Annotated in this window: 21 protein-coding genes; 13 read left to right on the forward strand and 8 right to left on the reverse strand. The window is 71.8% G+C overall.

Features of this window, described 5'->3' with window-relative positions:
- Positions 1-7: 7 nt before the first annotated feature.
- Positions 8-2,023 (forward strand): FAD-dependent oxidoreductase, encoded by a 2,016-nt coding sequence (locus OG623_RS02300; RefSeq protein ID WP_406143800.1) that lies wholly within the window; start codon positions 8-10, stop codon positions 2,021-2,023.
- 33 nt (positions 2,024-2,056) lie between these two features.
- Positions 2,057-2,590, forward strand: coding sequence for a PadR family transcriptional regulator (locus OG623_RS02305; protein WP_406143802.1), 534 nt, complete (start codon positions 2,057-2,059; stop codon positions 2,588-2,590).
- A gap of 36 nt (positions 2,591-2,626) precedes the next feature.
- Here OG623_RS02305 and OG623_RS02310 read toward each other — a convergent pair whose 3' ends face one another.
- Both OG623_RS02310 and OG623_RS02315 read right to left on the reverse strand, forming a co-directional pair.
- The gene (locus tag OG623_RS02310) at positions 2,627-3,634 is read right to left on the reverse strand and encodes a DMT family transporter (RefSeq protein WP_406143803.1); all 1,008 of its coding nucleotides are present in this window, start codon (positions 3,632-3,634) and stop codon (positions 2,627-2,629) included.
- A complete protein-coding gene (locus OG623_RS02315) occupies positions 3,631-4,518 on the reverse strand; it encodes a phosphatase PAP2 family protein (RefSeq protein ID WP_406143805.1) in 888 nt (295 codons plus the stop codon). The genes OG623_RS02310 and OG623_RS02315 overlap by 4 nt, the downstream gene beginning before the upstream one ends.
- 167 nt (positions 4,519-4,685) lie before the next feature.
- Here OG623_RS02315 and OG623_RS02320 point away from each other — a divergent pair, with 167 nt between their 5' ends.
- The 5 genes from OG623_RS02320 to OG623_RS02340 all read left to right on the forward strand — a co-directional run bounded on the left by OG623_RS02320 (position 4,686) and on the right by OG623_RS02340 (position 8,574).
- The gene (locus tag OG623_RS02320) at positions 4,686-5,330 is read left to right on the forward strand and encodes a TetR/AcrR family transcriptional regulator (protein ID WP_406143806.1); all 645 of its coding nucleotides are present in this window, start codon (positions 4,686-4,688) and stop codon (positions 5,328-5,330) included.
- Positions 5,331-5,539: 209 nt separating this feature from the next.
- Positions 5,540-6,553: an SPFH domain-containing protein gene (locus OG623_RS02325; protein WP_406143807.1), complete on the forward strand. Its 1,014-nt coding sequence runs from the start codon at positions 5,540-5,542 to the stop codon at positions 6,551-6,553.
- Positions 6,550-7,449, forward strand: a complete 900-nt coding sequence (locus tag OG623_RS02330) for a hypothetical protein (protein ID WP_406143809.1) — start codon at positions 6,550-6,552, stop codon at positions 7,447-7,449. Before OG623_RS02325 ends, OG623_RS02330 begins: the two co-directional genes overlap by 4 nt.
- 67 nt (positions 7,450-7,516) lie before the next feature.
- Entirely contained in the window at positions 7,517-8,029 is a 513-nt protein-coding gene (locus OG623_RS02335; protein WP_406143811.1) for an NUDIX hydrolase, read from the forward strand.
- A 50-nt stretch (positions 8,030-8,079) separates the two neighbouring features.
- On the forward strand, positions 8,080-8,574 hold the full coding sequence (locus OG623_RS02340; protein WP_406143813.1) for an FBP domain-containing protein: 495 nt from the start codon (positions 8,080-8,082) through the stop codon (positions 8,572-8,574).
- A gap of 24 nt (positions 8,575-8,598) precedes the next feature.
- On the opposite strand, the gene OG623_RS02345 is transcribed toward OG623_RS02340, so the two are convergent.
- Positions 8,599-9,267: a GntR family transcriptional regulator gene (locus OG623_RS02345; protein ID WP_406143815.1), complete on the reverse strand. Its 669-nt coding sequence runs from the start codon at positions 9,265-9,267 to the stop codon at positions 8,599-8,601.
- A 413-nt stretch (positions 9,268-9,680) separates the two neighbouring features.
- Between OG623_RS02345 and OG623_RS02350 the strand changes: the two genes are divergently transcribed.
- Genes OG623_RS02350 through OG623_RS02375 form a run of 6 tightly spaced genes read left to right on the forward strand, consistent with a single transcriptional unit; the run spans position 9,681 to position 18,131 of the window.
- Positions 9,681-10,469 carry a 2,3-dihydro-2,3-dihydroxybenzoate dehydrogenase gene (locus OG623_RS02350; protein ID WP_406143816.1) on the forward strand — a complete coding sequence of 263 codons (789 nt, stop codon included), beginning with the start codon at positions 9,681-9,683 and terminating at the stop codon, positions 10,467-10,469.
- A gap of 59 nt (positions 10,470-10,528) precedes the next feature.
- Positions 10,529-11,728 (forward strand): isochorismate synthase, encoded by a 1,200-nt coding sequence (locus OG623_RS02355; protein WP_406143818.1) that lies wholly within the window; start codon positions 10,529-10,531, stop codon positions 11,726-11,728.
- A complete protein-coding gene (locus OG623_RS02360) occupies positions 11,725-13,371 on the forward strand; it encodes a (2,3-dihydroxybenzoyl)adenylate synthase (RefSeq protein ID WP_406143820.1) in 1,647 nt (548 codons plus the stop codon). The genes OG623_RS02355 and OG623_RS02360 overlap by 4 nt, the downstream gene beginning before the upstream one ends.
- A 47-nt stretch (positions 13,372-13,418) precedes the next feature.
- Entirely contained in the window at positions 13,419-14,051 is a 633-nt protein-coding gene (locus tag OG623_RS02365; protein ID WP_406143821.1) for an isochorismatase family protein, read from the forward strand.
- Positions 14,052-14,055: 4 nt separating this feature from the next.
- Positions 14,056-14,202, forward strand: a complete 147-nt coding sequence (locus tag OG623_RS02370) for a hypothetical protein (protein WP_406143823.1) — start codon at positions 14,056-14,058, stop codon at positions 14,200-14,202.
- Positions 14,199-18,131, forward strand: coding sequence for an amino acid adenylation domain-containing protein (locus OG623_RS02375; protein ID WP_406143825.1), 3,933 nt, complete (start codon positions 14,199-14,201; stop codon positions 18,129-18,131). Before OG623_RS02370 ends, OG623_RS02375 begins: the two co-directional genes overlap by 4 nt.
- Positions 18,132-18,250: 119 nt before the next feature.
- Here the strand turns inward: OG623_RS02375 and OG623_RS02380 are convergent, their stop codons facing one another.
- From OG623_RS02380 to OG623_RS02400, 5 genes are all read right to left on the reverse strand, one after another.
- Positions 18,251-19,333, reverse strand: coding sequence for an Ldh family oxidoreductase (locus OG623_RS02380; protein WP_406143827.1), 1,083 nt, complete (start codon positions 19,331-19,333; stop codon positions 18,251-18,253).
- Positions 19,334-19,353: 20 nt separating this feature from the next.
- Positions 19,354-21,063, reverse strand: coding sequence for a thiamine pyrophosphate-dependent enzyme (locus OG623_RS02385; RefSeq protein WP_406143829.1), 1,710 nt, complete (start codon positions 21,061-21,063; stop codon positions 19,354-19,356).
- Between the two features lie 13 nt (positions 21,064-21,076).
- The gene (locus OG623_RS02390) at positions 21,077-21,937 is read right to left on the reverse strand and encodes an amidohydrolase family protein (protein ID WP_406143830.1); all 861 of its coding nucleotides are present in this window, start codon (positions 21,935-21,937) and stop codon (positions 21,077-21,079) included.
- A 129-nt stretch (positions 21,938-22,066) separates the two neighbouring features.
- Complete coding sequence (gene lhgO, locus OG623_RS02395) at positions 22,067-23,278, reverse strand: L-2-hydroxyglutarate oxidase (protein ID WP_406143832.1); 1,212 nt, start codon at positions 23,276-23,278, stop codon at positions 22,067-22,069.
- Positions 23,279-23,308: 30 nt separating this feature from the next.
- A complete protein-coding gene (locus OG623_RS02400; protein ID WP_406143834.1) occupies positions 23,309-24,757 on the reverse strand; it encodes an aldehyde dehydrogenase family protein in 1,449 nt (482 codons plus the stop codon).
- Between the last annotated feature and the right edge of the window lie 144 nt (positions 24,758-24,901).

Genomic DNA, 24,901 nt, shown 5'->3' on the forward strand with positions numbered 1-24,901 from the left:
CCCCCGGATGAGCCCGTACCCCACCCTGCTGAGCCCCCTCGACCTCGGATTCGCCACGCTCCCGAACCGGGTGCTGATGGGGTCGATGCACATCGGCCTGGAGGAGGCCGAGCACGGCTTCGAGCGGATGGCCGCCTTCTACGCGGAACGCGCACGCGGCGGGGTCGGCCTCATCGTCACCGGCGGGATCGCGCCCAGCGAGCGCGCGTGCGCCTTCCCCGGCGGGGCCAGGATGACCACCGAGGCCGAGGCGGCACAGCACGCCGTGATCACCGCGGCGGTGCACGCCGAGGGCGGCAGGATCGCGATGCAGATCCTGCACTCCGGGCGGTACGCCCATCACCCGGACCTGGTGGCGCCGAGCGCGCTCAAGGCCCCGATCAGCGGGTTCACCCCGCACGCGCTGACCGACGACGAGGTCGAGGAGACCATCGACGAGTTCGTCAGGGCAGCGGAGCTGGCACGGCACGCGGGCTACGACGGTGTCGAGATCATGGGCTCGGAGGGCTATCTGATCAACGAGTTCATCGTCGCGGCGACCAACCACCGCGAGGACCGTTGGGGCGGCTCGTACGAGAACCGCATCCGCTTCCCCGTCGAGATCGTGCGGCGTGTCCGTGAACGGGTGGGGCCCGACTTCATCCTGATCTACCGGCTGTCCATGCTGGACCTGGTGCCCGGCGGTTCCACGCTGGAGGAGGTCGTCCGTCTGGCCCGTGAGGTGGAGGCGGCCGGCGCCACCCTCATCAACACCGGTATCGGCTGGCACGAGGCCCGCATCCCGACGATCGCCACCTCCGTGCCGCGCGGCGCCTTCACCTGGGTCACGGAGAGGGTGCGGGGCGCGGTCTCCGTGCCGCTGGTGACCAGCAACCGCATCAACACCCCCGAGCTGGCCGAGGAGATCCTCGCCTCGGGCCGGGCGGACATGGTGTCGATGGCACGGCCCTTCCTCGCCGACCCCGACTTCGTCGCCAAGGCGGCCGAGGGGCGCGCCGATGCGATCAACACCTGCATCGGCTGCAACCAGGCCTGTCTGGACCACATCTTCAGCCTGCGGATCACCTCGTGCCTGGTGAATCCCCGCGCCTGCCACGAGACGGAGCTGGTGCTCTCACCGACCCGGGTACGCAAGCGCGTCGCCGTGGTCGGTGCCGGGCCCGCCGGACTGGCGTGCGCGGTCACGGCATCGGAGCGAGGGCACACGGTGACGCTGTTCGACGCGGCCGACGAGATCGGCGGTCAGCTGAACGTGGCGCGCCGGGTCCCGGGCAAGGAGGAGTTCGACGAGACGCTGCGCTACTTCCGCACCCGGCTCGCGGAGGAAGGGGTGGAGCTGCGGCTCGGCACCCGGGCCACGCCCGCCGCACTCGACGGCTTCGACGAGATCGTCCTGGCCACCGGTGTCGAGCCCCGCTCCCCCGCTATCCCCGGCGTCGGGCACCCCAGCGTCGTCAGCTATCTGGACGTCCTGCGGGACGGGGCCGACGTGGGCGAGCGGGTGGCGGTCGTGGGCGCGGGAGGCATCGGCTTCGACGTCGCGGAATTCCTCACCGACGGGGGCGAAGAGGCGAGCCTGGACCCGGAGGTCTTCTTCCGGCAGTGGGGTGTGGACACGGGCTACGCGGACCGGGGCGGGCTGCGCGCCCCGGAGCGCCCGAAGTCACCGCGTACGGTGCATCTGGTCCAGCGCAGGACGAGCAAGGTCGGCGCCGGGCTCGGGAAGACGACCGGCTGGATCCACCGCGCCGAACTGCGCCACCGCGGCGTGACGATGATCGCCGGCGCCTCCTACGACCTGATCGACGACGAGGGCCTGCACCTCACCGTGGACGGCGAGCAGCATCTGCTCCCGGTCGACACCGTGGTGCTGTGCGCGGGTCAGGAACCGCGGCGTGAGCTGTACGAGGAGCTGCGCGCCACGGGCCGCCCCGTCCATCTGATCGGCGGTGCGGATGTGGCCGCGGAGCTGGACGCCAAGCGTGCGATACGCCAGGGCACGGAGCTCGCCGCCGGGCTGTGACCTGCTGAGCTTCCCTTCCTTAGGATGCTCTCCATGTCACTGCGGCACGCGATCCTCACCGCCCTGCTGGAGAAGCCTTCGTCGGGGCTGGAGCTGACCCGTAGGTTCGACCGGTCGATCGGCTACTTCTGGCCGTCCACGCACCAGCAGATCTACCGCGAGCTGGGAAAGCTGGAACAGGCGGGTCATATCCGGGTCCTGCCGTCGGCGCAGCCGGCCCGAGGGCAGAAGAAGGAGTACGAGGTGCTGCCCGCGGGGCGCGGGGAGCTGATGACCTGGGTGTCACTCTCCGAGGATCCGCGCCCGGTGCGCGATCCGCTGCTGCTGAGGATGCGGGCGGCGGCCGTGGTGGGCGCCCCGGGGATGGCCGCGGAGCTGCGCAGGCATCTGGTGCTGCACCAGGAGCGGCTGGCGGAGTATCTGGAGATCGAGGAGCGGGACTTCCCGCCGGAGCGGACCGCGGACGAGGACCGGCTGCGTCATCTGGTGCTGCGTGGCGGGATCGATCTGGAAACGTTCTGGACGGGCTGGCTGTCCAGGGCGATCGACGAACTGGACGGCTCCTAGGGCTCCTGGGAATCCTGGGAATCCTGGGGACCGACCTCAGGGGCTGCCCGATGTCCCGACCGGTTCGGGAAGCGGCGTGCGTGACTCCGGGTGGCGTGGGGTGCCGGCGCGTGGGGCGGTGAGGGACGGGCCGTTGATGACGACACGGGACGAGGGTTCGACGGCGCCTGCCGGGCGGGCGGCGGCTGCCCCGGCCGCTGCCGGAACAGCCCCTGCCGCGCTCCGCGCCTGCGCGCGGCTGAGCAGGATCACCCCCTGTACGGCAGCCGCGGCTCCGACGAACGCGGGGATCAGGCCGAGCAGGCCGCCCTGGACCCGCTCGCCGAGCAGGATCAGGCCGATCGTCGCGGCGGCGACCGGGTTGGCGAGGGTGACCACGGCGAGCGGTGCGCCCAGTCCGCCGCGGTAGGCGGTCTGGGACAGCATCAGGCCGCCCAGGGCGAAGAAGGAGACCAGTACCGCCACGATCACCAGGCGCCAGCTCAGCAGCGGACCCGACTGGTCGGTCGCGGCGACCGTGAGGGTCTGGGTGAGGGCGGAGGCCACCCCGGACGTGATGCCGGAGGCGGCGGCGTGCCGGAGGCCTGGCCGGGTGCCCGGCCGGCCCAGCGTGGCGACGAGCACCATGGTGACGGCCCCGACCCCCAGCACCTCGGGAAGGCTCAGCGTGTCGTGCGGAGCGGTGCCGCCCGCAGCCAGCAGGAGCGCGGCGAGGCCGACCAGGGTGAGCAGAGTGCCACGCCATTCCGTACGGCCGACCCTTCGGCCGGCGGCACGTGCGCCGAGAGGTACGGCGGCGACGAGCGTGAGCGCGCCGAGCGGCTGCACCAGGGTGAGCGGTCCGTACTTCAGCGCGGCGACATGCAGCAGTGCGCCGCCGGCGTTCAGGCCGACCGCCGACCACCAGGCCCCGCGGCCCAGCATGCGCAGCGCTCCGGCGGAAGGGTCGGTCCGGCCGGCGAGCCGCGCCTGCGCCACCGCGGCGGCCGCGTAGGCGACGGCGGAGACGAGGGAGAGCAGGACGGCTATGACGGTGGCGTTCATCGACGCGCTCCGGACCGTGCGTACGCGGGTGTCGCGTAGTCGGGCGTGGCGTGGCTCGGGGCCGCGTGTCCGGCCGTGGCGTGGCTCGGGCCCGCGCGGTCGGGCGCCGCGCGCTTCTGGGCAGGGACCGTCGCGGGCCACGGCAGGTGCGGGGTGACCGCGGTGCCTGGCAGCCTCAGTGCGGCGAGGGCCACGGCGAGCAGCGCGGTGACCACGATCACGTCGAGCCAGTAGTGGTTGGCGGTGCCCACGACGACCAGCAGGGTGAGCAGCGGGTGCAGCAGCCACAGCAGGCGCCACCGTGAGCGCGAGGCGGCGATCAGCCCGACGGCGACCATCAGGGCCCAGCCGAAGTGCAGGGAGGGCATGGCCGCGAACTGGTTGGCCATCGAGTCGGTCGCGGGGGTCTGCCCGTACACCGAGGGGCCGTAGACCTGCCCGGTGTCGACGAGCCCGGCCGCGTGCAGCATGCGCGGCGGGGCGAGCGGAAAGAGCAGGTGCAGGGCGAGCGCGGCGCCGGTGAGTGCGGCCAGGACACGGCGTGACCAGACGTAGTGGCGCGGGCGGCGCCAGTACAGCCAGACCAGGAACGCCAGCGTGGCCGGGAAGTGCACGGTCGCGTAGTAGGTGTTCGCCACCTGCACGAGCGTGTGGCTGTGCAGCAGGACGCCCTGGACCGCTCCCTCGCCGGGAAGGCCGGCGGCCCGTTCGAAGCTCCAGACGTGTCGGGCGTTGTGGAAGGCCTCTTCGACATGGCCGTTCGCGGCCTGCCGGCCGAGTTTGTAGACCAGGAAGAGCCCTGCTGTCAGAAGCAGCTCGCGGACGAGGGGCGGTCGGGCTGAGGCGTCCGGCTCCCGCTCCGCAGACTCGCTGCGGGTGTACATCACCCCGTGCCCCTTTGCTGACGGTGCGCGTTACGACGTCGGCATGGCCAGTCCATGCCGTATCGATACGCCAGTGTACCGATACGCCTTCGTATCGGTACACTGGCGTATCGATACACTGGCGTATCGAGGGCACCCCAGCCGCAGAGTCGCAGAGAGGGAAGCAGATGCCGTCGCCCGGTTCAGTACAGGAGCCCGCACCCGCGTCACGCCGGTCGAAGATCACACCGGAGCGCGCCCAGGAGCTCTACGCCGCCGTGCTGGACCTCCTGCGCGAGAGCGGTTACGACTCGCTGACGATGGAGGGCGTCGCCTCACGCACCCGCTGCGGGAAGTCCACGCTCTACCGGCAGTGGGGCTCCAAGCCGGAGCTGGTCGTGGCGGCACTGCACGGCAGCAGGCGGACCCTGTTCTCGGACATCGACACCGGCACCCTGTGCGGGGATCTGCACGCGGTGGCAGAGGTGGTGGAGACGGCGTCCGGCCAGGACACCGTGCTGATGCACGCACTGAGCCACGCCGCTCTGCAGAATCCCGACCTGCACCTGGCACTGCGCACGACACTGATCGCACCGGCCATCGCCGCGATCGACGCGATGGTCGAGCGCGCCGTCCTGCGCGGCGAGATCGAGGCGCACAACCCGGCGGCCGACTATGTGGCCGCCCAGGTGCTCGGCGCGATGCGCGCCCGGTCGCTCCTCGGAGGGCGTTACCCCGAAGGCACCTTCCTCACGGGCTTCATCGACTGCGCCGTACTTCCCGCGCTCGGGATTCCCGCACCCCCGCCCGCCCCCGAGGTGAGCGAAACCTGATGAACGTGGACCGTCGCCCGAGCGGATGACGGCGGTCCACCCGTGCGCCGCACCGTGGGGACGGGGTCGGCGCGCCACCGCCCGGCCGGTGGTCTCCTCGGAGACCACCGGCCGGCCGCATGTCGGCCACCCCCACCCCTTCTCGTCCTCTTGACGATATGCGGCGGACACCATTACCGTCACCATGACGAGAAAGAGGGGGTCCTGAAATGGCCGACATCACCCGTCGCTTCGGCTGGCGGCACCTGCGCTCCGCGCCCACCGCGCATATCCGCCACCAGAAGCGCGGAAGACTCACGCACGACGGCCCGGGACTCAGCTTCTGGTACCGCTCGCTCACCGCGGCACTCTCCGAGATCCCGGTCGACGACCGCGAGCTGGCCATGGCGTTCCACGCGCGCACGGCCGACTTCCAGGACGTCACCGTGCAGGCGACGGTCACCTACCGGATCAGCGACCCCGCGGAGGCCGCCGCCCGGCTCGACTTCTCGCTGGACCCCGACACCGGGATCTGGCGCGGTGCACCGCTGGAGCAGATCGCCACCCTGCTCACCGAGACCGCACAGCAGCACACCTTGGACGTCCTGGCCCGCACCCCTCTGGCTGCCGCGCTCGTGGACGGCGTGGCCGCCGTACGGGACCGGGTCGCCACCGGACTCGCCGGTGAACCACGGCTGCCCGCCACCGGCATCGAGGTGGTCGCCGTACGCGTCGTCGCCATCCGCCCCGAGGCCGAGGTCGAGCGCGCCCTGCGGACCCCCGCCAGGGAGCAGATCCAGCAGGAGGCCGACCGGTCGGTGTACGAGCGGCGGGCGGTCGCCGTCGAGCGCGAGCGCACCATCGCCGAGAACGAGCTCGCCAGCAAGATCGAGCTGGCGCGCCGCGAGGAGCAGCTCGTCGACCAGCGCGGCACCAACGCGCGCAGGGAGGCCGAGGAGAAGTCGGCGGCCGACGGCGTGCGTACGGCGGCCGAGGCGGCCCGTACCGTGCGGCTGGCCCGCGCGGAGGCGGAGGCCGCCCGCGATGTCGGTGCGGCACGCGCCGAGGCGCAGGCGGCCTGGCTGCGGGCGCACGCGGAGGCCGACCCCGGGACGCTGCATGCCCTGGCCGCGACGCGGCTGGCCGAGAACCTGCCGCGGATCGACAGCCTCACCCTCTCCCCCGACGTCCTGACCGGCCTGCTCGCCCGGCTCGGCAGGCCGGAGCCGGGGGCGGGGGCGTGAGCCTGGCCCCGCGCGCGGTCCTGGTGCACCGCACGACGGAGTACGAGGAGCTCCTGGCCCGGCACGGGACGCACGGGCAGGCCGCGTTCGTGCTGGCGGGGCGCGGCCGGTCGCTCGACGAGGTGGCCGAGCGCCACCGGCTCGACAGCCAGGCGCTCACCGAGGTGGCCGCCGCCCTGCCGCTGCGGTGGCGCAGGAGCCGGGTGGAGCGTGCGGATCTCGACCGCTTCCTGTTCGGTCCTGAGGACGTGGTCGTCGTGGTCGGACAGGACGGCCTGGTCGCCAACGTCGCGAAGTACCTGTCGGGTCAGCCGGTGGTGGGCATCGACACGGAGCCGGGGCGTAACCCCGGAGTCCTCGTACGCCACCGGGCCCGTGATACCGCGGCGCTGTGCCGGGCCGCCGTCTCACCCGGTGTGCGGGTGGACGCGCTGACGATGACCGAGGCCGTCGCCGACGACACACAGCGGCTCCTGGCCCTCAACGAGATCTATCTCGGACCGCCCGGCCACCAGACCGCCCGCTACCGCATCGGCCCCGCCGGCGAGCCGTCATCCGGCGAGCCGCAGGCCTCTTCGGGCGTCCTGGTCGGCACGGGTACGGGCGCCACCGGCTGGCTGCGGTCCCTGTGGCGCGAGCGCGGCAGCACCCTGCGGCTGCCCGCCCCCTCCGATCCCCGGCTGATCTGGTTCGTGCGCGAGGCCTGGCCCTCACCGGCCACCGGGACCTCACTGGTCGCGGGCGAGCTGGGGCGCGGGGACGGCCTCGGGCTCACCGTCGAGTCGGACCGGATGGTGGTGTTCGGCGACGGGATGGAGTCCGACTCGCTGGAGCTGACGTGGGGTCAGTCGGTGCGCGTCGGCATCGCCGACACCACGCTCGATCTGGTGGTGTGACCGCGCGTGTGAGGATGACGAGGTACTCGGGGGAACCCGTCACCGACCACCGGGAGCAGTGCAGCACATGACAACGGATCCCGTGAACGTCCCTCCCAGGAACGCCCGTCCGCCGCTCGCCCAGGCCTCCCTCGGGGTGGGCGTCATCGTGCAGGACCCGGAGGGCAGGATCCTGCTGGGCAGGCATCGCGGCGGCACCTGGGAGCTGCCCGGCGGCAAGGTCGACCCGACGCACGAGTCCGTCGCCGCGGCCGCCGCCCGCGAGCTGCGCGAGGAGACCGGCCTGCGGGTGCCCGTGGACGCGGTGACCGTCTTCGCGATGGTGCACGACGTGGTGGCCGGCATCAACCGGATCAGCATGGGCGCATGGGTGAGGGCGGACTCGGCGGAGGCCCGGGTCACCGAACCGCATCTCATCAGCGCCTGGCGGTGGACGGCACCCGAGGAGCTGCCGGGTCCCCTGTTCGACCCCTCGGCGCAGATCCTGTCCGTCTGGCGCCCGGATCTCGGGATCACGCACCCGCCGGCCCATCACCTGCGGATCGCGCCGCAGGACCAGGAGACCACCGAAGGATCCTAGACCGATTAAACATTTGCCTAGGCTTCATAGGCAGCGTTAGCGTCCAGGACATGAGAGCCCTCAGCGAACAGGACATCCGAGCGTCCTTCATCAACTGCTCCAAGGGGGAGGCGAAGCGCCTGCCACTGCCCCGTGACCTCGACGAGCGCCGCTGGGACGATCTGGACTTCCTCGGCTGGCGCGACCTCTCGGCGCCGGACCGGAGCTACATCGTCACCGAGCTGCACGGCGAGCTCACCGGCGTCACGCTCCGCTTCCCGTCCCAGCAGCGCGGCCTCCTGCACCGCAGCATGTGCTCGGTCTGCCTGACCACGCACCCGGGCAGCGGGGTGTCGCTGATGACGGCCAGGAAGCGGGGGCAGGCGGGCCGGGACGGCAACTCCGTGGGGATCTATCTCTGCACCGACCTCGACTGCTCGCTGTACGTACGCGGCAGGAAGAAGCCCGGCCCCGGCGGACGCTTCGAGGAGTCGCTGACCGTCGAGCAGCAGATCGAGCGGACGCGGGGGAAGCTCGCCGCGTTCCTGGACCGGCTCTCGGCCTGAGAGCAGGTCCGGGGATCCGCCCGGTCAGCCGAGGCGGACCGGGACGGGGGTCTCCCGCAGCGCCTCGATGACGCTCTCGACGTGCGCCCGCGCCGCCGCCTCCGCCGCGTCGGGGTCACCGGAGACGACCGCGTCGATGATCGCCAGGTGCTGCGGCAGCGACCGCGCCGGCCGGCCGGGGCGCAGCGCGAGACGGAACTGGTAGCGCACCATCTGGCCGTTCATCCGCTCCAGCAGTGCCTGGGCGACCTTCTGGTCACTGACGTCACCGAGGCACTCGTGCAGCCCGCGGTTCAGCACCGAGTAGGCGTCCGGGTCACCGTCCTCCACCGCCCGGCTCATGGCCGTCCCGATGCCCTTGAGCTCCAGGCGTACCTCGTCGGAGGCGTACTCCGCCGCCCGCCTGGCACAGAGGCCCTCCAGCAGGGCCCGGCACTCGGTGATCTGGATCGCCTCGTCGACGGAGATCACCCGCACCCGCGCCCCGCGCCTCGGAATCAGCTCCACCAGGCCGTCGGCGGCCAGGTCCTGCAGCGCTTCCCGCACCGAGCTCCGTGTCGCCCGGAAGACCTCGGACAGCTCCTGCTCGACCAGGCGCTGGCCGGGCACCATGTCGCCCGCGGCGAGCGCCTCCCTGATGCCGTTGGAGACCGCGCTCCGGCCTGTCCTGCCGGTGGCCTGATTCGACGTCACCCCTCCGCCTTCCGTACATCGTCGGGACACCCCCGCGTCGCCGCGACCGCGCCCGGGACTTTCTCATCAGGCATATTGTAAACAATTTCATGGATGGCTGCCGTGACACCGAAGTCCCGTAACAGCCGGAGGGGTTGAGCGTCACCGCGGTGGGGGAGTTCGGAAGGGGGTGAGATCCGGCTGATCTTGCCCGACCCTCTTGCGCTATCGACCTAAGGTTAGCCTAACCTAAATGCACTCGTCCGGTTCTGGCGGGTGATGGGCAGACCTATGCCTTGAGCGCACCGCCGGAACGGGATTCGTCGATGTAAACGGAGAACCCTGGCCATGGCGCCGTATTCGCCCCCCTCGTCCCACGGGACCTCACGTGCCGTCATTTCGGCCACGGGCCGCGTCCGGGAGGCGACGGCCGCATGAGCACCGAACAGGAACTCTCCGGCCGGCTCGCCCTCGTGACGGGCGCGGGACGCGGCATAGGCGAGGCGGTCGTGCGGGCACTCGCAGACCGTGGTGCCCGCGTCGTCGCCACCGACCTGGACGCCGACGGCGTCGCCGCCCTGGAGAAGACCTACGACGGCCTGGTGACCGCGCGCACGCTCGACGTCACGGACCCCATGGCTGTCGAGGACCTCGTGGCACGCACGGAGGACACGCTCGGACCGCTGGACATCGCCGTCAACGTGGCCGGAATTCTCCTTGGTTCGCGGGTCGCGGACCTCACCGACGAGGAGTGGGCGGCCACCTTCGCCGTCAACACCAACGGCGTGTTCCATGTGTCGCGGTCCGTCTCCCGCCGGATGGCCGGGCGCGGTTCCGGCAGCATCGTCACCGTGGCCTCCAACGCGGCCGGCATTCCCCGTACGGAGATGGCGGCCTACGCGGCGTCCAAGGCCGCGGCCGTGATGTTCACCAAGTGTCTCGGCCTCGAAGTGGCCGCCGACGGGGTGCGGTGCAACACCGTGTCCCCCGGCTCGACCCTGACCGACATGCAGCGCGGCATGTGGGCGGCGGGCGACGAGGAAGCCGCCGCCCGCCGTGTCGTCGAGGGGGACTCCGCGACGTACCGCACCGGGATCCCGCTCGGCCGTATCGCCGACCCCTCGGACATCGCCGACGCCGTCGCCTTCCTGGTGTCCGACCGTGCCCGCCACATCACCATGCACGACCTGTACGTCGACGGCGGTGCCACCCTGCGGGCCTGATGCCCGCCCCACCCCCTGTCACCCCGCCGGCGCTCTAGCCCTCCCACTGGAGACCACCCATGTCTGCATCTCTGCGCGTCCCCACCGCCCCTCCCCCGCTCGACTCCCCGGGTGAGGCGACGACTCTGCTGGAGGCCTACCGGCCCGGCACCGACCGCTTCCTCGCGACACCCAGGCACACCCTCCTCGGCACCGGCACAGCGGCGCTGGTGGCGCACGACGCACGGCCGCTGTCCCTGCGCGTGCAGGAGGTCCTGGACGACGCCGTACGCGGGGGCGACCCCGCCCCCGTCGTCGTGGGCTCCGTGCCGTTCGCACCCGGCGGGGTGACCGCTCTCGCCGTCCCGGAGACCGTCCGCTGGGCGAGCGCCCTGCGCGCGGACCCGCTCATCGCGACGCACGGCCCGCAGGCCGCCCAGGACGACGCCTGGCGGATACGTGAGGTGCCGGCCGCCGAGGAGTACTCCGCCTCGGTCGCCGCCGCGGTCGAGCGGATGCGCGCCGGTGAGTTCGACAAGGTCGTCCTGGCCCGCACCCTGGAGCTGACCTCCGAACACGACCTCGACCTGCCCGGCATGCTGAGCCGTCTGGCGCGCCGTGACCCGGACGGTTACACCTTCGCCGTCCCCAGCGGCCCGAACCGCACGCTCGTGGGTGCGAGCCCCGAGCTCCTCGTGGCCCGCCGGGGCGGCCGGCTCGTCGCCAATCCGCTGGCGGGTTCGGCGCAGCGCAGCAGCGATCTGGCCGAGGACGTCCGCAGGGCGGCAGCGCTGCTGGACTCGCCGAAGGACCTCCACGAGCACGCGGTCGTCGTCGACGCCATCCGTGAGGCGCTCGCGCCCTTCTGCTCGCGTCTGGAGGTGCCCGACCGCCCCACCCTCGTGCGGACCGCCGCCATGTGGCACCTGTCCACCACCCTGACCGGGGAGCTGCGCGACCCCTCCTCCACCGCACTCGACCTGGCGTCGGCCCTGCACCCCACCCCCGCGGTGTGCGGCACGCCGACCGATGTGGCCCGGCGGGTCATCGCGGACTCTGAGCCCTTCGACCGCGGCGCGTACACCGGCATGGTCGGCTGGCAGAACGCGAACGGTGACGGCGACTGGGTCGTGACGATCCGCTGCGCCGAGGCCGAGGGCCGCACCCTGCGGCTGTTCGCCGGAGCGGGTGTCGTCGCCGAGTCCTCACCCGAGGCCGAGACGGCGGAGACCGGGGCCAAATTCCGGACCTTCCTGAGCGCCGTGGGAGCCGCCCTGTGACCGCCGTCGACGCACCCGACGCCCCGCTCTGGCCGGCCGACTTCGCCGAGCGCTACCGTGCGGCGGGCCACTGGCGCGGTGAGACCTTCGGCGGTGTGCTGCGCGAGCGCGCCGCCGCGCACCCGGACCGCGTCGCGGTGGTCGATCCGGCCTCCGGACGCCGCGCGTGGACGTACGGTGAACTGGACGAGCGCGCCTCGCGGATGGCCGCCGGGTTCGCGGCGCGCGGCATCGGTCCCGGCGACCGGGTCGTCGTCCAGCTGCCGAACATCGCCGAGTTCATCGAGGTCGTCTTCGCGCTCTTCCGGATCGGCGCGCTGCCGGTCTACGCGCTCCCCGCGCACCGGGAGACGGAGATCGAGTACTTCTGCTCGTTCACCGAGGCCGTCGCCTACGTGGTCCCCGACCGGCACGCCGGTTTCGACCATCTCGCGCTCGCGTCGAAGGTCAAGGAGCGTACGCCGGGCCTGAAGCACGTCTTCGTCGTCGGTTCGCCCGGCGAGCACACCGCCCTGTCCGATGTGCCGTGCGTGCCCACGGGCGCCACGTACGAGCCGCAGCCGCACGAGCTGGCGTTCCTCCAGCTGTCGGGCGGTACGACGGGCGTCCCCAAACTCATCCCGCGTACGCACGACGACTACATCTACTCGCTGCGCGGATCCAACGAGATCTGCGGCGTCGACGGTGACACCCGCTATCTGGTCGTGCTCCCCGCCGCGCACAACTTCCCGATGAGCTCCCCGGGCTGGCTCGGGACGCTGTACGCGGGAGGGACCGTCGTGCTGTGCCCCGCCCCCGATCCGGCGACGGCGTTCCCGCTCGTGGAGCGCGAAGGCGTCACGATGACCGGGATGGTGCCGCCCCTTGCGCTGATCTGGACGGAGGCCGCGCCCGCCTCGGCGCACGATCTCTCCAGCCTGGAGCTGATCCTCGTCGGCGGCGCCAAGTACAGCGAGGCGGCGGCCCGCCGGCTGGAACCGGCGCTGGGATGCCGGCTGATGCAGGTGTTCGGCATGGCCGAGGGGCTCGTCAACTACACGCGTCTGGACGACGACCCCGAGACCGTCGTCACCACACAGGGCAGGCCGATCTCCGAGGACGACGAGGTCCGTGTCGTCGACGACCGTGACGAGGACGTACCGGACGGGGACTTCGGGCACCTGCTGACCCGTGGGCCGTACACCATCCGCGGCTACTGGCGGGCACCCGAGCACAACAGGAAGTCCTTCACCGAGGACGGCTTCTACCGCACGGGTGACATCGTGCGCCGCACGCCGACGGGCCACCTGATCGTCGAGGGGCGCGCCAAGGACCAGATCAACCGGGGCGGTGAGAAGGTCGCGCCCGAGGAGATCGAGAACATCATCCTCGGTCATCCCTCGGTGCACGATGTCTCCGTCGTGGGGGTGGCCGACGCCTATCTGGGGGAACGCACCCTGGCCTACGTCATCCTGCGCGAGGGGGCCGAGCCGCTGAAGGCGCCCGCGATCAAACGTCTTGTGCGTGAACGCGGTGTCGCCGCGTACAAGATCCCCGACCTCGTCGAGTTCGTCGAGGCGTTCCCGCAGACCGGGATCGGCAAGGTCAGCAAGAAGGGGCTGCGCTCCGACGCGGTACCCGGCCGGACCGAGCCCGCTCACTGAGATCAGCACCGAGTACCGCCCAGCGCGGCACCGAAAGGTTCCACCCCATGGCTCTTCCCGCCATCGCTCCCTACGCCCTGCCGACCGAGGCCGAACTGCCCGCGAACCGCGTGGACTGGCGCGTCGACCCCGCGCGGGCCGTGCTCCTCGTCCACGACCTGCAGAACCACTTCCTCGGCGCGTTCCCGTCCGGCGAGCAGCCGCTCACCGGCATGCTCGACAACACCTCCCGGGTCATCGAGGCCTGTCGCAGGCTCGGTGTACCCGTCGTCTACTCGGTGCAGCGCGGCGGTCAGACGGCGGAGGAACGCGGTCTCCAGCTCGACTTCTGGGGGCCGGGCGCCGCCGACGACCCCGAGGCGCTGGCGATTCCCGGTGTCGTCGCGCCGGCGGACGGCGACACCGTCCTGACGAAATGGAAGTACAGCGCGTTCGTACGCACGGAACTCGAATCCCTGCTGCGCGAGTCGGGCCGCGACCAACTGGTGATCACGGGTGTGTACGCGCACATCGGGGTGCTCATGAGTGCCTGCGACGCGTGGATGCGCGACATCCAGGCCTTCCTGGCCGCCGACGCCGTGGCGGACTTCTCGCGTGAGGACCACGACATGGCGCTGCGCTGGGCCGCGGGCCGTTGTGCCTTCGTCACCTCGACCGACGCACTCCTGAAGGAGGTCTGACACCGTGGCGCTCACCCTTGAACTGATCCGCCACGACGTCGCCGACATCCTCGGTCGGAGCGCATCGGACATCCCTGTCGACGCGGACTTCGCGGACCTGGCCGAACAGCCCGCCATCGATGGATGGGCGCCGCTGCTGGAGGCCTCATGACCGTCCTGCTCACCGATCCCGACGGGACGGGACCGGCCCCTGACGCCTCGTCGGCCGTACTGCCGCTGACCGCCGCCCAGTCGGGCATGTGGTTCGCGCAGTCCATCGATCCGCTCAGTCCCGCGCAGAACACCGCGGAGTGTCTGGAGATCGACGGGACGCTCGACCCGCATCTGTTCGCGGCGGCGCTGCGCCGTGTGACCGCCGAGGCCGACGCCCTGCGGGTGACCGTCGCCGACTCCCCCGACGGCCCGCGCCAGCGGGTGCACCCCTCGGTCGGGCTGCCCCTGACGACGTTCGATCTGCGGGAGGCGTCCGACGCCGGCCGGCGGGCCGAGGAGTGGATGCGCGCGGACCTGTCCGAGCCCTTCGATCTGGCCTCGGGGCCGCTGTTCCGGCATGCCCTGTTCCGGGTGGGCGAGGAGCGGTGGCTGTGGTACCAGCGGATCCACCACCTGGTCATGGACGGCTACGGCTACTCCCTCCTCGTACGCAGGACCGCCGAGGTCTACACCGCGCTGGCCCGGGGCGAGGACCCCGGGCCTCGGGTGTTCGGGACGCTGGCCGACCTGGTCGACGAGGACGCGGCGTACCGGTCGTCCGAGGCCTTCACCGCCGACCGCGCCCACTGGAACCAGGCGTTCGCGGACCGCCCCGACGTGCCCCGGCTCGCCGGACGCGGGGCGCTGCCCTCCCGGACGTTCCTGCGCCGCACGGCCCATCTGGGCACCGAGGCCACCGAGGGTGTGCGGGACCTGGCCGACCGGCTGCGTGCCTCCTGGCCCGATGTCCTGATCGCCGCTCAGGCCCTGTACACCTCGCGGGCGACCGGCCGTCGTGAGGTCGTGCTCGGGCTGCCGATGATGGGACGGATGGGATCCGTCTCGCTGCGGGTGCCCGGCATGGTCATGAACGTGCTTCCGCTGCGGCTCCAGGTCTCCCCCGACGCCACCTTCGCCGAGCTGGTCCGCCAGGTGGTGCTCGGCATCCGCGAGGTCCGCCACCACCAGCGGTTCCGTTACGAGGACATACGCCGCGACCTGCGGCTGCTCGGGGAGAGCCGCGGTCTGGTCGGCCCCCTCGTCAATGCCATGCCCTTCGACTACGACGTGGAGTTCGCGGGCGCCCCCGCGCGGGCCAGGAACATGTCAGCGGGCCCGGTCGACGACCTGACGCTGAACATCTACGACAGGGCCGACGGGCGGGGCCTGCGCATCGACCACGACGGCAATCCCGCGCTGTACGGCGAGGGGGAGCTGGCGGCCCATCAGCAGCGCTTCCTGGAGCTGGTCGAGCGGCTGAGCCTGGCCGATCCGCACGTTCCGACGGCCACGCACACCATCGCCACCGAGGCCGAACTCGAACTGGTCCTCGACACGTTCAACGACACCGCCCGCACGCTGCCGCCCACCACGCTGATCGGCCCGATCGAGTCGCGCGCCGCCCGCACCCCTGAGGCGACGGCCCTGGTGTACGGCGACATCTCGCTCACCTACGAGGAGCTGAACACCCGCGCCAACCGGCTGGCCCGGCATCTGCGGACACTGGGCGCACGGCCCGGTGCGGTGGTGGCGGTCTCGGTGCCGCGCTCGGTGGAGCTCGTGGTGTCCCTGCTCGCCGTCCTGAAGGCGGGGGCCGCGTATCTGCCGCTGGACCCGGACTACCCGGAGCAGCGGCTCGCGTACATGCTGCGGGACGCGGCGCCCGTGTGCGCGGTGACCGACCGGGCCGGACGGCTCCCCGAGGACGCCGGCACGCCGCTGGTCGTCCTGGACGGCCTCGACGTCTCGGAGTACCTCTGGGTGAACCCGTCGCGGCCGCTCACCCCTTCCCATCCGGCGTACGTCATCTACACCTCGGGCTCGACGGGCCGTCCCAAGGGCGTCGTCGTGTCGCACGCGGCGATCGACAACCGGCTGCGCTGGATGCAGAGCGTCTACGGGCTGGCCTCGGACGACAGGGTGCTCCAGAAGACGCCGTCGTCGTTCGACGTGTCGGTGTGGGAGTTCTTCTGGCCGCTGCGCCAGGGCGCGGCACTCGTGATGGCCGAGCCCGGCGGCCACAGGGACCCCGACCGTCTGGCCCGGCTGATCCGCGAACAGTCCGTCACCACCTGCCACTTCGTGCCGTCGATGCTCCAGGTCTTCCTGGCGGGATCCGGGGCGGACGGCTGCGAAGGCCTGAGGAGGGTCTTCTCCAGCGGTGAGGCCCTGCCCCGGGAGACGGCGGACGCCTTCGCACGGGCGCTGCCCGGTGTCGAGCTGCACAATCTGTACGGCCCCACGGAGGCGGCCGTCGATGTCACCTTCCACCCCTGCGCGGCCGAGGCGCCCGGCCCCGTGCCGATCGGCCGGCCCGTCTGGAACACCCGCCTGTACGTGCTCGACGCGGCGCTTCAGCCCTGCCCGCCGGGAATACCCGGTGAGCTCTATCTGTCCGGGCGTCAGCTGGCCGCCCGGTATCTGAACCGCCCGGAGCTGACGGCGGCCCGCTTCGTCGCCGATCCGTTCGGCCGGCCCGCGGAGCGCATGTACCGCACGGGCGACCTGGCGCGCTGGACGGACGAGGGCGAGGTCGTCCACCTCGGCCGCACGGACGACCAGGTCAAGCTGCGCGGCCGGCGCATCGAGCTCGGCGAGATCGAGACGGCGCTGAGCGCACGGGACGGGGTGGACGCGGCCTGTGCCGTCGTACGGGAGGACTCCCCCGGCGAGCAGCGGCTGGTCGGCTATGTCACCGGCGGCGCCGATCCGGTGGCCGTACGCGCCTCGCTGGCGCGGGAGCTGCCGGAGCACATGGTGCCCTCGGCGGTGGTGGCGCTGGACGCCTTCCCGCTCAGTCCGAACGGCAAGCTGGACCGACGCGCCCTGCCCGCACCCGTGTTCGGCGGGAGCGCGGGTGCCAGGCGCCCGTCCGACGCGCGGGAGGAGGCGCTGACCCGGCTGTTCGCGCAGGTGCTCGACGTCGGCGATGTGGGTCCTGACGACGCGTTCTTCGACCTGGGCGGCACCTCGCTGCTCGCGGTGCGGCTGGTGGCCCTGGTACGCGAGGAGTTCGGCGCGGAGCTGACCATCGGATCGCTGTTCGAGTCCCCGACACCGGCCGCGCTCGCCGCACGTCTCGGCTCCACGGGGCCGGCGTCCGATGACGCGCTGGACGTCGTCCTGCGACTGCGCGGCGGCGACGGGCGTCCGCCGCTGTTCGCCATCCATCCGGCCGGCGGGATCGCGTGGTGCTACGCGGGCCTTTCGGTCCGGCTGGGCCCGGAACAGCCGGTGTACGGCATCCAGGCCCGCGGGCTGACCGGCGACGAGCCGCTGCCGCGCACCCTGCTGGAGGAGGCGTCCGACTACCTCCGGCACATCCGCGGGGTCCAGGAGCGCGGCCCCTACCGACTGCTGGGCTGGTCCGTCGGCGGGGTGCTGGCCCACACCGTGGCCGTGCTGCTCCAGGAGGCGGGCGAGGAGGTCGAACTGCTCGCGCTGCTCGACTCGTTCCCGTCCGAGCAGTGGCGGGAGCGGCCCGCGCCCGAGGAGGGCGACGCGCTGACCGCCGTGCTGGGGACGGCGGGCTTCGAGCGCACGCACGAGCAGAGCCGTGCGGACGTGCTGGAGACGCTGCGCCGGGCCGGTAGTCCGCTCGCCGGGATCGGCGACCGCGCGCTGTCGAAGATCGTCGACCTCGTACCCGAGCACGCCCGGATGATGCGGGAGCACCACCACCGGCGCTTCGACGGTGACCTCCTGTTCTTCACGGCCGCCGCTCCGCGTGCGGAGGACTGGCTCACCCGGGAGGCGTGGCGGGAGCATGTGTCGGGGACCATCGACAACCACGACATCGACTGCACCCACCCGCAGTTGATGCGGGACCGTCATCTGGACGACATCGCGGCCGTCCTGGCGGCCCGGCTGAAGGAGCTGGACGCGTGAGCGCGCCGTCGGGGTCCGGACCGTTCGACCCGGGCCCCGAGGGCCGCGCCACGCACCTCGTGCCGGCGAACGACCGGGGTCAACGGTGATCGGCGCTGCCCCGCGGGTCGGGGGAGCCGTCAGCCGGCGGCGGCCACCGGCTCCGGCGGTACGACGCCGAGTGCCTCCGCGCGCTCCAGGAGGTCACGCCACACCTTCGGTGCCACCGGCACACCGGAGTGTCCGCGCTCGTCGGACAGGGCGGCCGAGCGTTCGCCCGGATAGAAGACGCCCGGGGCGCCGTCCGCGGCCGGGAGGCCCTTGAGCGTGCTCAGGGTGGTGTCCACCGCATCGGCGAAGTCACCCGGGTCGCCGAAGGCCGCCGGGTCAACCGCGATGAGAAGGGCGTTCTGCCGGTGCTCGCGCCCCTGCGGGTCGTCCGAGTGGAAGGACGCGAAGATGGGTGCGCCGACGAGCACGCTGGTGAGCAGTTCGAAGGCCAGCGACATGCCCGAGCCCTTCGCGCCGCCCAGCGGCAGCGGCATGACCGCCTTCTCCGGATCGGTGGTCGGGGTGCCGTCCGCGGTGGCCGCTGCCCCCTCGGGCAGTGTCGTACCACTCGCCTTCGCCTGGCGGATCCGGCCGAGTGCGATGGTCGCCGTCGCCATGTCCAGGAGCAGCGGGGCGTGGCTTTCGGCGGGCACCGCGATGGCGAGCGGGCTGGTCGCCACCGCGGCGCCCTTCACCCCGGTGTAGCCCATGTTGGGCATGCCGGAGACGAAGCCGATGCCGATCAGGCCCTGTTCGGCGATCTTGGAGACGTAGTAGCCGATGGCGCCGGTGTGGACGGTGCGGCGTACGCCCACCGTGGCGACGCCGGTCGTCCTGGCCCGGCTCACCGCCTCCTTCGCCGCGGCCGTGAGAGCGACGGGGCCCGGTGCGCGGTCCGCGTCCAGGACGGCGGCGGCCGGGGTCGTGGACTCGGTCCGGATGTCGTGACCGGCGTTCGCCACCCCCTTGGACAGCAGGTCCAGATAGGCGGGAACACGCGCGGTGCCGTGCGAGTCGACTCCGCGCTGTGCGGCCCATACGAAGACGTCAGCGGTGGTGCGGGCGTCATCGGGGCTCAGGCCTCCCTTCTCGAGGAGTGCGGCGGCGAAGTCCAGCAGGTCGTCGACAGCGACCAGCGTCCTGCCCGGCTCGGCTGCGGGGGTGTCGGTCATGGTGGCTCGTGCCTCCTGGTTCAGCGGGTGACGAGGACGTCGACGATGGCGGTGGTGCCCTCCGCGACCGCCTTGAGCGCGCGTTCGAGTGCGGGGGCCAGGGCGTCGGACGTGTCGACGGTCTCGGTGTGCATCCCGAACGGCTCGGCGAACGCGGCGAGCCTGGGGAGCCGGTGCAGATCGGTGCCGAGCCACTCGCCCGTCTCCGCCGCCGCGCCTTCGGGGTAGAAGCGCCGGTGGTTGAGGTTCATCGACCTGTAGACACGGTTGTTGAAGACGACGATCAGCACGGGCAGTCCGTACGCGTGGGACGCGTCGTAGGACGGGATCACCGGGTTGTAGGTCAGGGCGCCGTCCCCGACGGTGAACACGACCGGACGGTCCCGGGCGGCGAGCTTGGCGCCGAGCGCGACGGCCATGCCCTGTCCGAGCCCGCCCTGCACGTAGAAGTACGAGTCGGGTGCGGAGGTCCGCAGGTGCCGCTTGACCACCCGGCTGTGCGTGATGGTCTCGTCGACGACGATCGGGTCCCTGCCGTCGAGCAGGGTGCGCAGCGTCGCGGCCAGGAGGACGGGGTCGATGTCCTCGGCCTGCTCCGCCCCGGTCTCGGCCGCGGCGATGGCGGCCTGCTCGGCGGCGTGGCGCTCCTCCTGTGCCGTGCGGCGCGGGGCCACGGCGTCCGCGTCGAGATCCTTCGCCCGCTTGGCCAGCTGGCGCAGGGTGTTGGCGACGTTGCCCTCCAGATAGGTGTCGGCGAACAGCACCTGGTAGACGATGTGTGGCCGCTGCGGCACCTCGTCGATGACGACGACCTTCGCCCTGGAAGGGCTCCGGCTCGGCGGGTAGAACGGGACACGACAGTTGACCAGGAGGATCAGGTCCGCCTCGTCCATCCACGGGCCGATGTCGCCGCCGGCGTGCAGCGGATGCTCCCTCGGGAAGTTGCCGCAGACCGCCGAGTCGGGCTCGACGACCGGGATGTTCCACGCCTCGGCGAAGGCGACGAGGGCCTCGAAGCCGCCGGCCTCGCGTCCTGCCGTCTCCGTGACGATCACCGGGTTCTCCGCTTCACGGATCATCGCGGCGACGGGGTCGACCTCTTCGGGCGAGCTGTGCCGTGAGCCGGGTGCCACGATCGGCTTGGCCTCGCGGCCGTCCCACTCCTCCAGGAGGATCTCCAGCGGGATGTTGAGGTAGGTGGGTCCGGCCGGCGCGCGCCGGGCCAGCTCGGCGGCCCTGGTGATCATGGTGGGCAGGGTGTGCACACTGGCGGCCTCGGTGGACCACTTGGTGAAGGGCTGGGCGACGCCGTGCGGGCCGCCCACGATGCTGAGGTTGCGGTACCACTGGCCGCCGGGGTCCTGTCCGGGGGCGTCGCCGTAGGTGCTCGACTCCGAGGAGCTGACCACCATGGGGACACCGGAGAGCAGCGCCCCGTGGATCGCCATCGAGCCCTGGAGCAGGCCGGGAGCCGCGTGCAGGAGGACGCCCTGCGGGCGGCGGGTGACCAGGCCGTAGCCGGTGGCCATGCCGACCGCGACGGTCTCGTGGGTGAGGTCGAGGTAGCCGGGGGCAGGTTCACCGTCGCGGTGGCGCCTGGCCAGGGACTCCCACACCGGGGCCCATTCGGACCCCGATGAGCAGAAGATGTAGTCGGCGCCGACGGCGTTGAAGGCGGACACGACGGCATCACCGCCGTCGATGCCCGGTGTGTTCTGGCTGTCCGTCATGTCAGGTGTTCCCTCAGCCCTCGACCGGCCAGTCCAGGACCTCGCTGACACCGCGGCCCATCATCCACTCGAGCTCCTCGGGGGTGAAGTCCCAGTGCTTGGTGAACTGCTCGATGGTGTCGGTGTAGGTGATGCCGTGGCCGAGCAGGCGGGTGATGTCGGTGCCGTAGAAGCAGCGCTCGGGGCCCATCCTGTCGACCATCTCGCGGACGTACTTCTCGATGTTCTTGTTCGGGAAGGCTTCCGTCGAGTATCCCGGCAGGGCGGAGAGCTTGACGTAGATGTTCGGGTGACCGTGCAGGTCGGCGGTCTCGGCGACCCAGTAGCCGATGGCGTCGTCGACGCAGCGGGCCATGATGCCCATGTGGTCGATGATGATCTTCAGGTTCGGGTGCTTGGCCGCGATCCCGCCGAGCTCCTTCTTCCAGATCGGCGCGTGCACCATCGTCGGGACGCGTAGCTCCTCGGCGACCGGCCAGTACCAGTCGTTGGTGCCGTCGATCATCCAGTTGCGGTCCTGCGGGCGGTGGAAGGTGAGGCGGGTGCCCTTGATGTGCGGGTTCTGCGCGAAGTCCCTCAGCATGGCCGTGCCCTCGACCTCGTTGTCCTGGGGGACTCGGGCCATGATGCCGAAGCGGTCCGGGTGGGCCTCGCACGCCTCCAGGGCGTAGTCGATGCGGTTGCCCTCCCAGGACGGCGGGAGGATCAGCGCCCGGTTGACGCCGGCCTCGTCCATCAGCTCCAGGGCCTCCTCGTACGAGAAGGCTTCCTCACGGTGGCCGTTGAGGCGGATCCGCTCGCGGGCTCCGGGGACCCAGGGGCGGTCCGGGGCCTCTTCCTTCCAGATGTGGATCTGGGTGTCGACCACGAACATGGTGTGCCTCTTTCGTTGCGGGGTGTCTCGGGGTGAGTGCTGCGCGTCAGACGTTAGAACCGGTGAGGGGTGCTTGCGCAGATCCGGGCGTGCAAGCAGTTGTTGCGCGAACGGGCAGGTGGCGCGAGGTCAGACCGTGCCGTCCGCGCCCGCGAACACCGCGTCGCGGATGTGCTCGGCGATGGCCATGGAGGCGGTCGCGGCCGGCGAGGGGGCGTTGCGTACGGCGGTGACGCGGCCCATCCGGTGGATGCGGAAGTCGTCCACGAGCGAGCCGTCGGGATCGAGGGCCTGGGCGCGTACCCCGGCCCCGCCCCGGACCACGTCCGCGGTGCCCACACCGGGCACGTAGTCGCCCGCTGCCTTCATGAAGGCCCGGGTGGAGAGCGAGCCGCGGTACTCCTTGATGCCCGTTCTCCAGTGCTGTGCGGCCATCTTCCAGACGCCCGGGTAGGCCGCGAGCCGTGCGAGGTCCTTCATGGACACGTCGGACAGCCTGTAGCCCTCCTTGGCGAGCGCCAGTACGGCGTTCGGGCCGACCTCCACCGAGCCGTCGACCCTGGGCGTGAAGTGCACCCCGAGGAAGGGGTAACGCGGGTCGGGCACGGGGTAGATCAGGCCGCGCACGAGGTCGGTCCTGTCCGGTTTGAGGAGCATGTACTCGCCCCGGAAGGGCACGATCCTGGGCTCCTTCGTGTCCTTGGCCAGACCGGCGACGGAGTCCGACTGGAGCCCCGCGCACAGGATCAGCCGGTCGACCCGGATCCGCTCGTCGCCCGAGGCCACCTCGATGCCGTCGGGCACGTCCGTGAGGGCGGTGACCGGGAAGCCGAGCCTCACCTCGCCGCCCGAGGACACGATGTCCGCGGCGAACTGCCGGGCGACGGCCGGGTAGTCGGTGATCGCCGTACGGGGCGAGTGGAGCGCCGCGACACCGCCGGCGTTGGGCTCGATCTCCCTGATCTCCTCCTTGGAGATCTTCCGCAGATCGGGCACGTGGTTGTTCCTGGCACGCTCGTAGAGATTCTCCATGCGGCCCAGTTCGTCCTCGCGCACGGCGACGACGAGTTTGCCGGTCTCCTGGTACGGCAGCTGCCGTTCCTGACAGTACTCGCGCAGCAGGGACACCCCCCGTACGCACAGGTCGGCCTTCAGGCTGCCCGGCGGGTAGTAGATCCCGGCGTGCACCACACCCGAGTTGTGTCCGGTCTGGTGGGCCGCGACCTGGTCCTCCTTGTCGAGGACCACCACCCGTGTACCCGGACGGCGCAGCGTGATCTCGCGGCCCGTGGCCAGACCCACGATGCCCGCGCCGACGATGCCGATCGTCTCTTCCTTCACCGGCATCCTCCTTTCCTGTGGACCCGCGTGTCAGTGACCGAAGTTGAAGGCGACGGTCTTGACGCGGGTGTAGAAGCGCAGGGCTTCGGTGCCCTGCTCCTTGAAGGCCGAGCCCGAGTCGCGGAACCCGCCGAAGGGGTGGTGCACGTCCCATCCCGTGGTCGCCGTGTTGACGGCGACCTGCCCGCAGTCCGCCTCGTCCGCGAAGCGGTGCGCGGCGCGCAGGTCGCGGGTGAAGAGGGCGGCGGCGAGCCCGAAGTCGGAGTCGTTGACCTCCTTGACGGCCTCGTCGAAGCTGTCGACGGGACGCACGACCACGACCGGCCCGAAGACCTCGTCGCGCCAGACTGCCATCTCCCGGGTGACGTCGCCCAGGACGGTCGGGCTGACGTAGCAGCCATGGGCGTGCTCCGCGTCCTGCGGGGCCGTGCCGCCCGTGAGGACGGTCGCACCCTCCCGCACGGCGCGCTCGATGTCCTTCAGTACGCTCTCACGCTGTCCGGTGCTGACGAGCGGGCCGACGCCTGTGGTGTCCGAGGCACCGGGCCCGAGACGCAGCCCGGCGACCGCGTCCAGGAGCAGACCGGTGAACTCCTCGTGGACCGCGCGTTCGACCAGGACACGGCTGGTGGCGGTGCACCGCTGGCCCGCCTGTCCGAAGCCGGCCACCATCAGCGCCTGCACGGCGGCCCCCAGGTCGGCGTCGGCGAGCACGACGGTGGCGTTCTTGCCGCCCAGCTCCCCCTGGAAGCGGACGTTGCGGTCGGCGAGCGACCTGCGGATCCCCTCGCCGACGGAGTTCGACCCGGTGAAGGTGACCGCGGCGACACGGACGTCATCGAGCAGGGGCGCGGAGATCGTGCCGCCACGCCCGGTGACGACGCCGAGTACACCGGCGGGCAGCCCCGCGTCGTGCAGTGCGCGGGCCAGGTGGAGGGCCGACATCGGGGTCTCGGAGGCCGGCTTGAGGACGACGGCGTTGCCGGTGGCCAGGGCGGGCGCCAGCTTGCGGGCCGGGGTGAGCAGCGGGTCGTTCCACGGCGTGACGGCCAGCACGATGCCGACCGGCTCGTGGTGGAAGCTCGTACGGGTGTCGGGGCGGGCGTCGTGGATCAGCGTGCCGTAGCCGCTGCGGGCGAGGCCGGCGTAGTACTCGAAGAAGTCGGCGGCCTTCTGGACCTCGCCGCTCGCCTCCTTCAGCGTCTTGCCGTTCTCGGCGACCACGTCCTGAGCGATCGTGGCGGCCCGCTCACGGAGCAGGCGGGCCGCCCCGTGGAAGATCCTGGCCCGCTCGAAGGGGTTGGTGCGCCGCCAGAGGGCGAAGCCCTTCTGCGCCTCGTCGTAGGCGCGGGCGACCTCCTGGGCGCCCAGTGCGGGCACTCGGGCGACGGGGGTACGGGTGTCGGACGGGTCGTGGACCTGCAGCCACTCGCCGGCCGCCACCCACTGTCCGCCGAGGAGGGTTTCCATGGTGCGCATCTGGATCATTTCTCCCGTTCGACCGCGGCGGGTCCGCGGTGTGCAGAGGGGACGACGTGTGGTCGACACGACAACACAGCACAACGGCTGGGGGGACCAGAGCCGCGGCGGCAGACATTGCTTGCACGTCACGCACGGCGCGGC

This window comes from Streptomyces sp. NBC_01012, assembly GCF_045162755.1.
Lineage (GTDB): Bacteria > Actinomycetota > Actinomycetes > Streptomycetales > Streptomycetaceae > Streptomyces.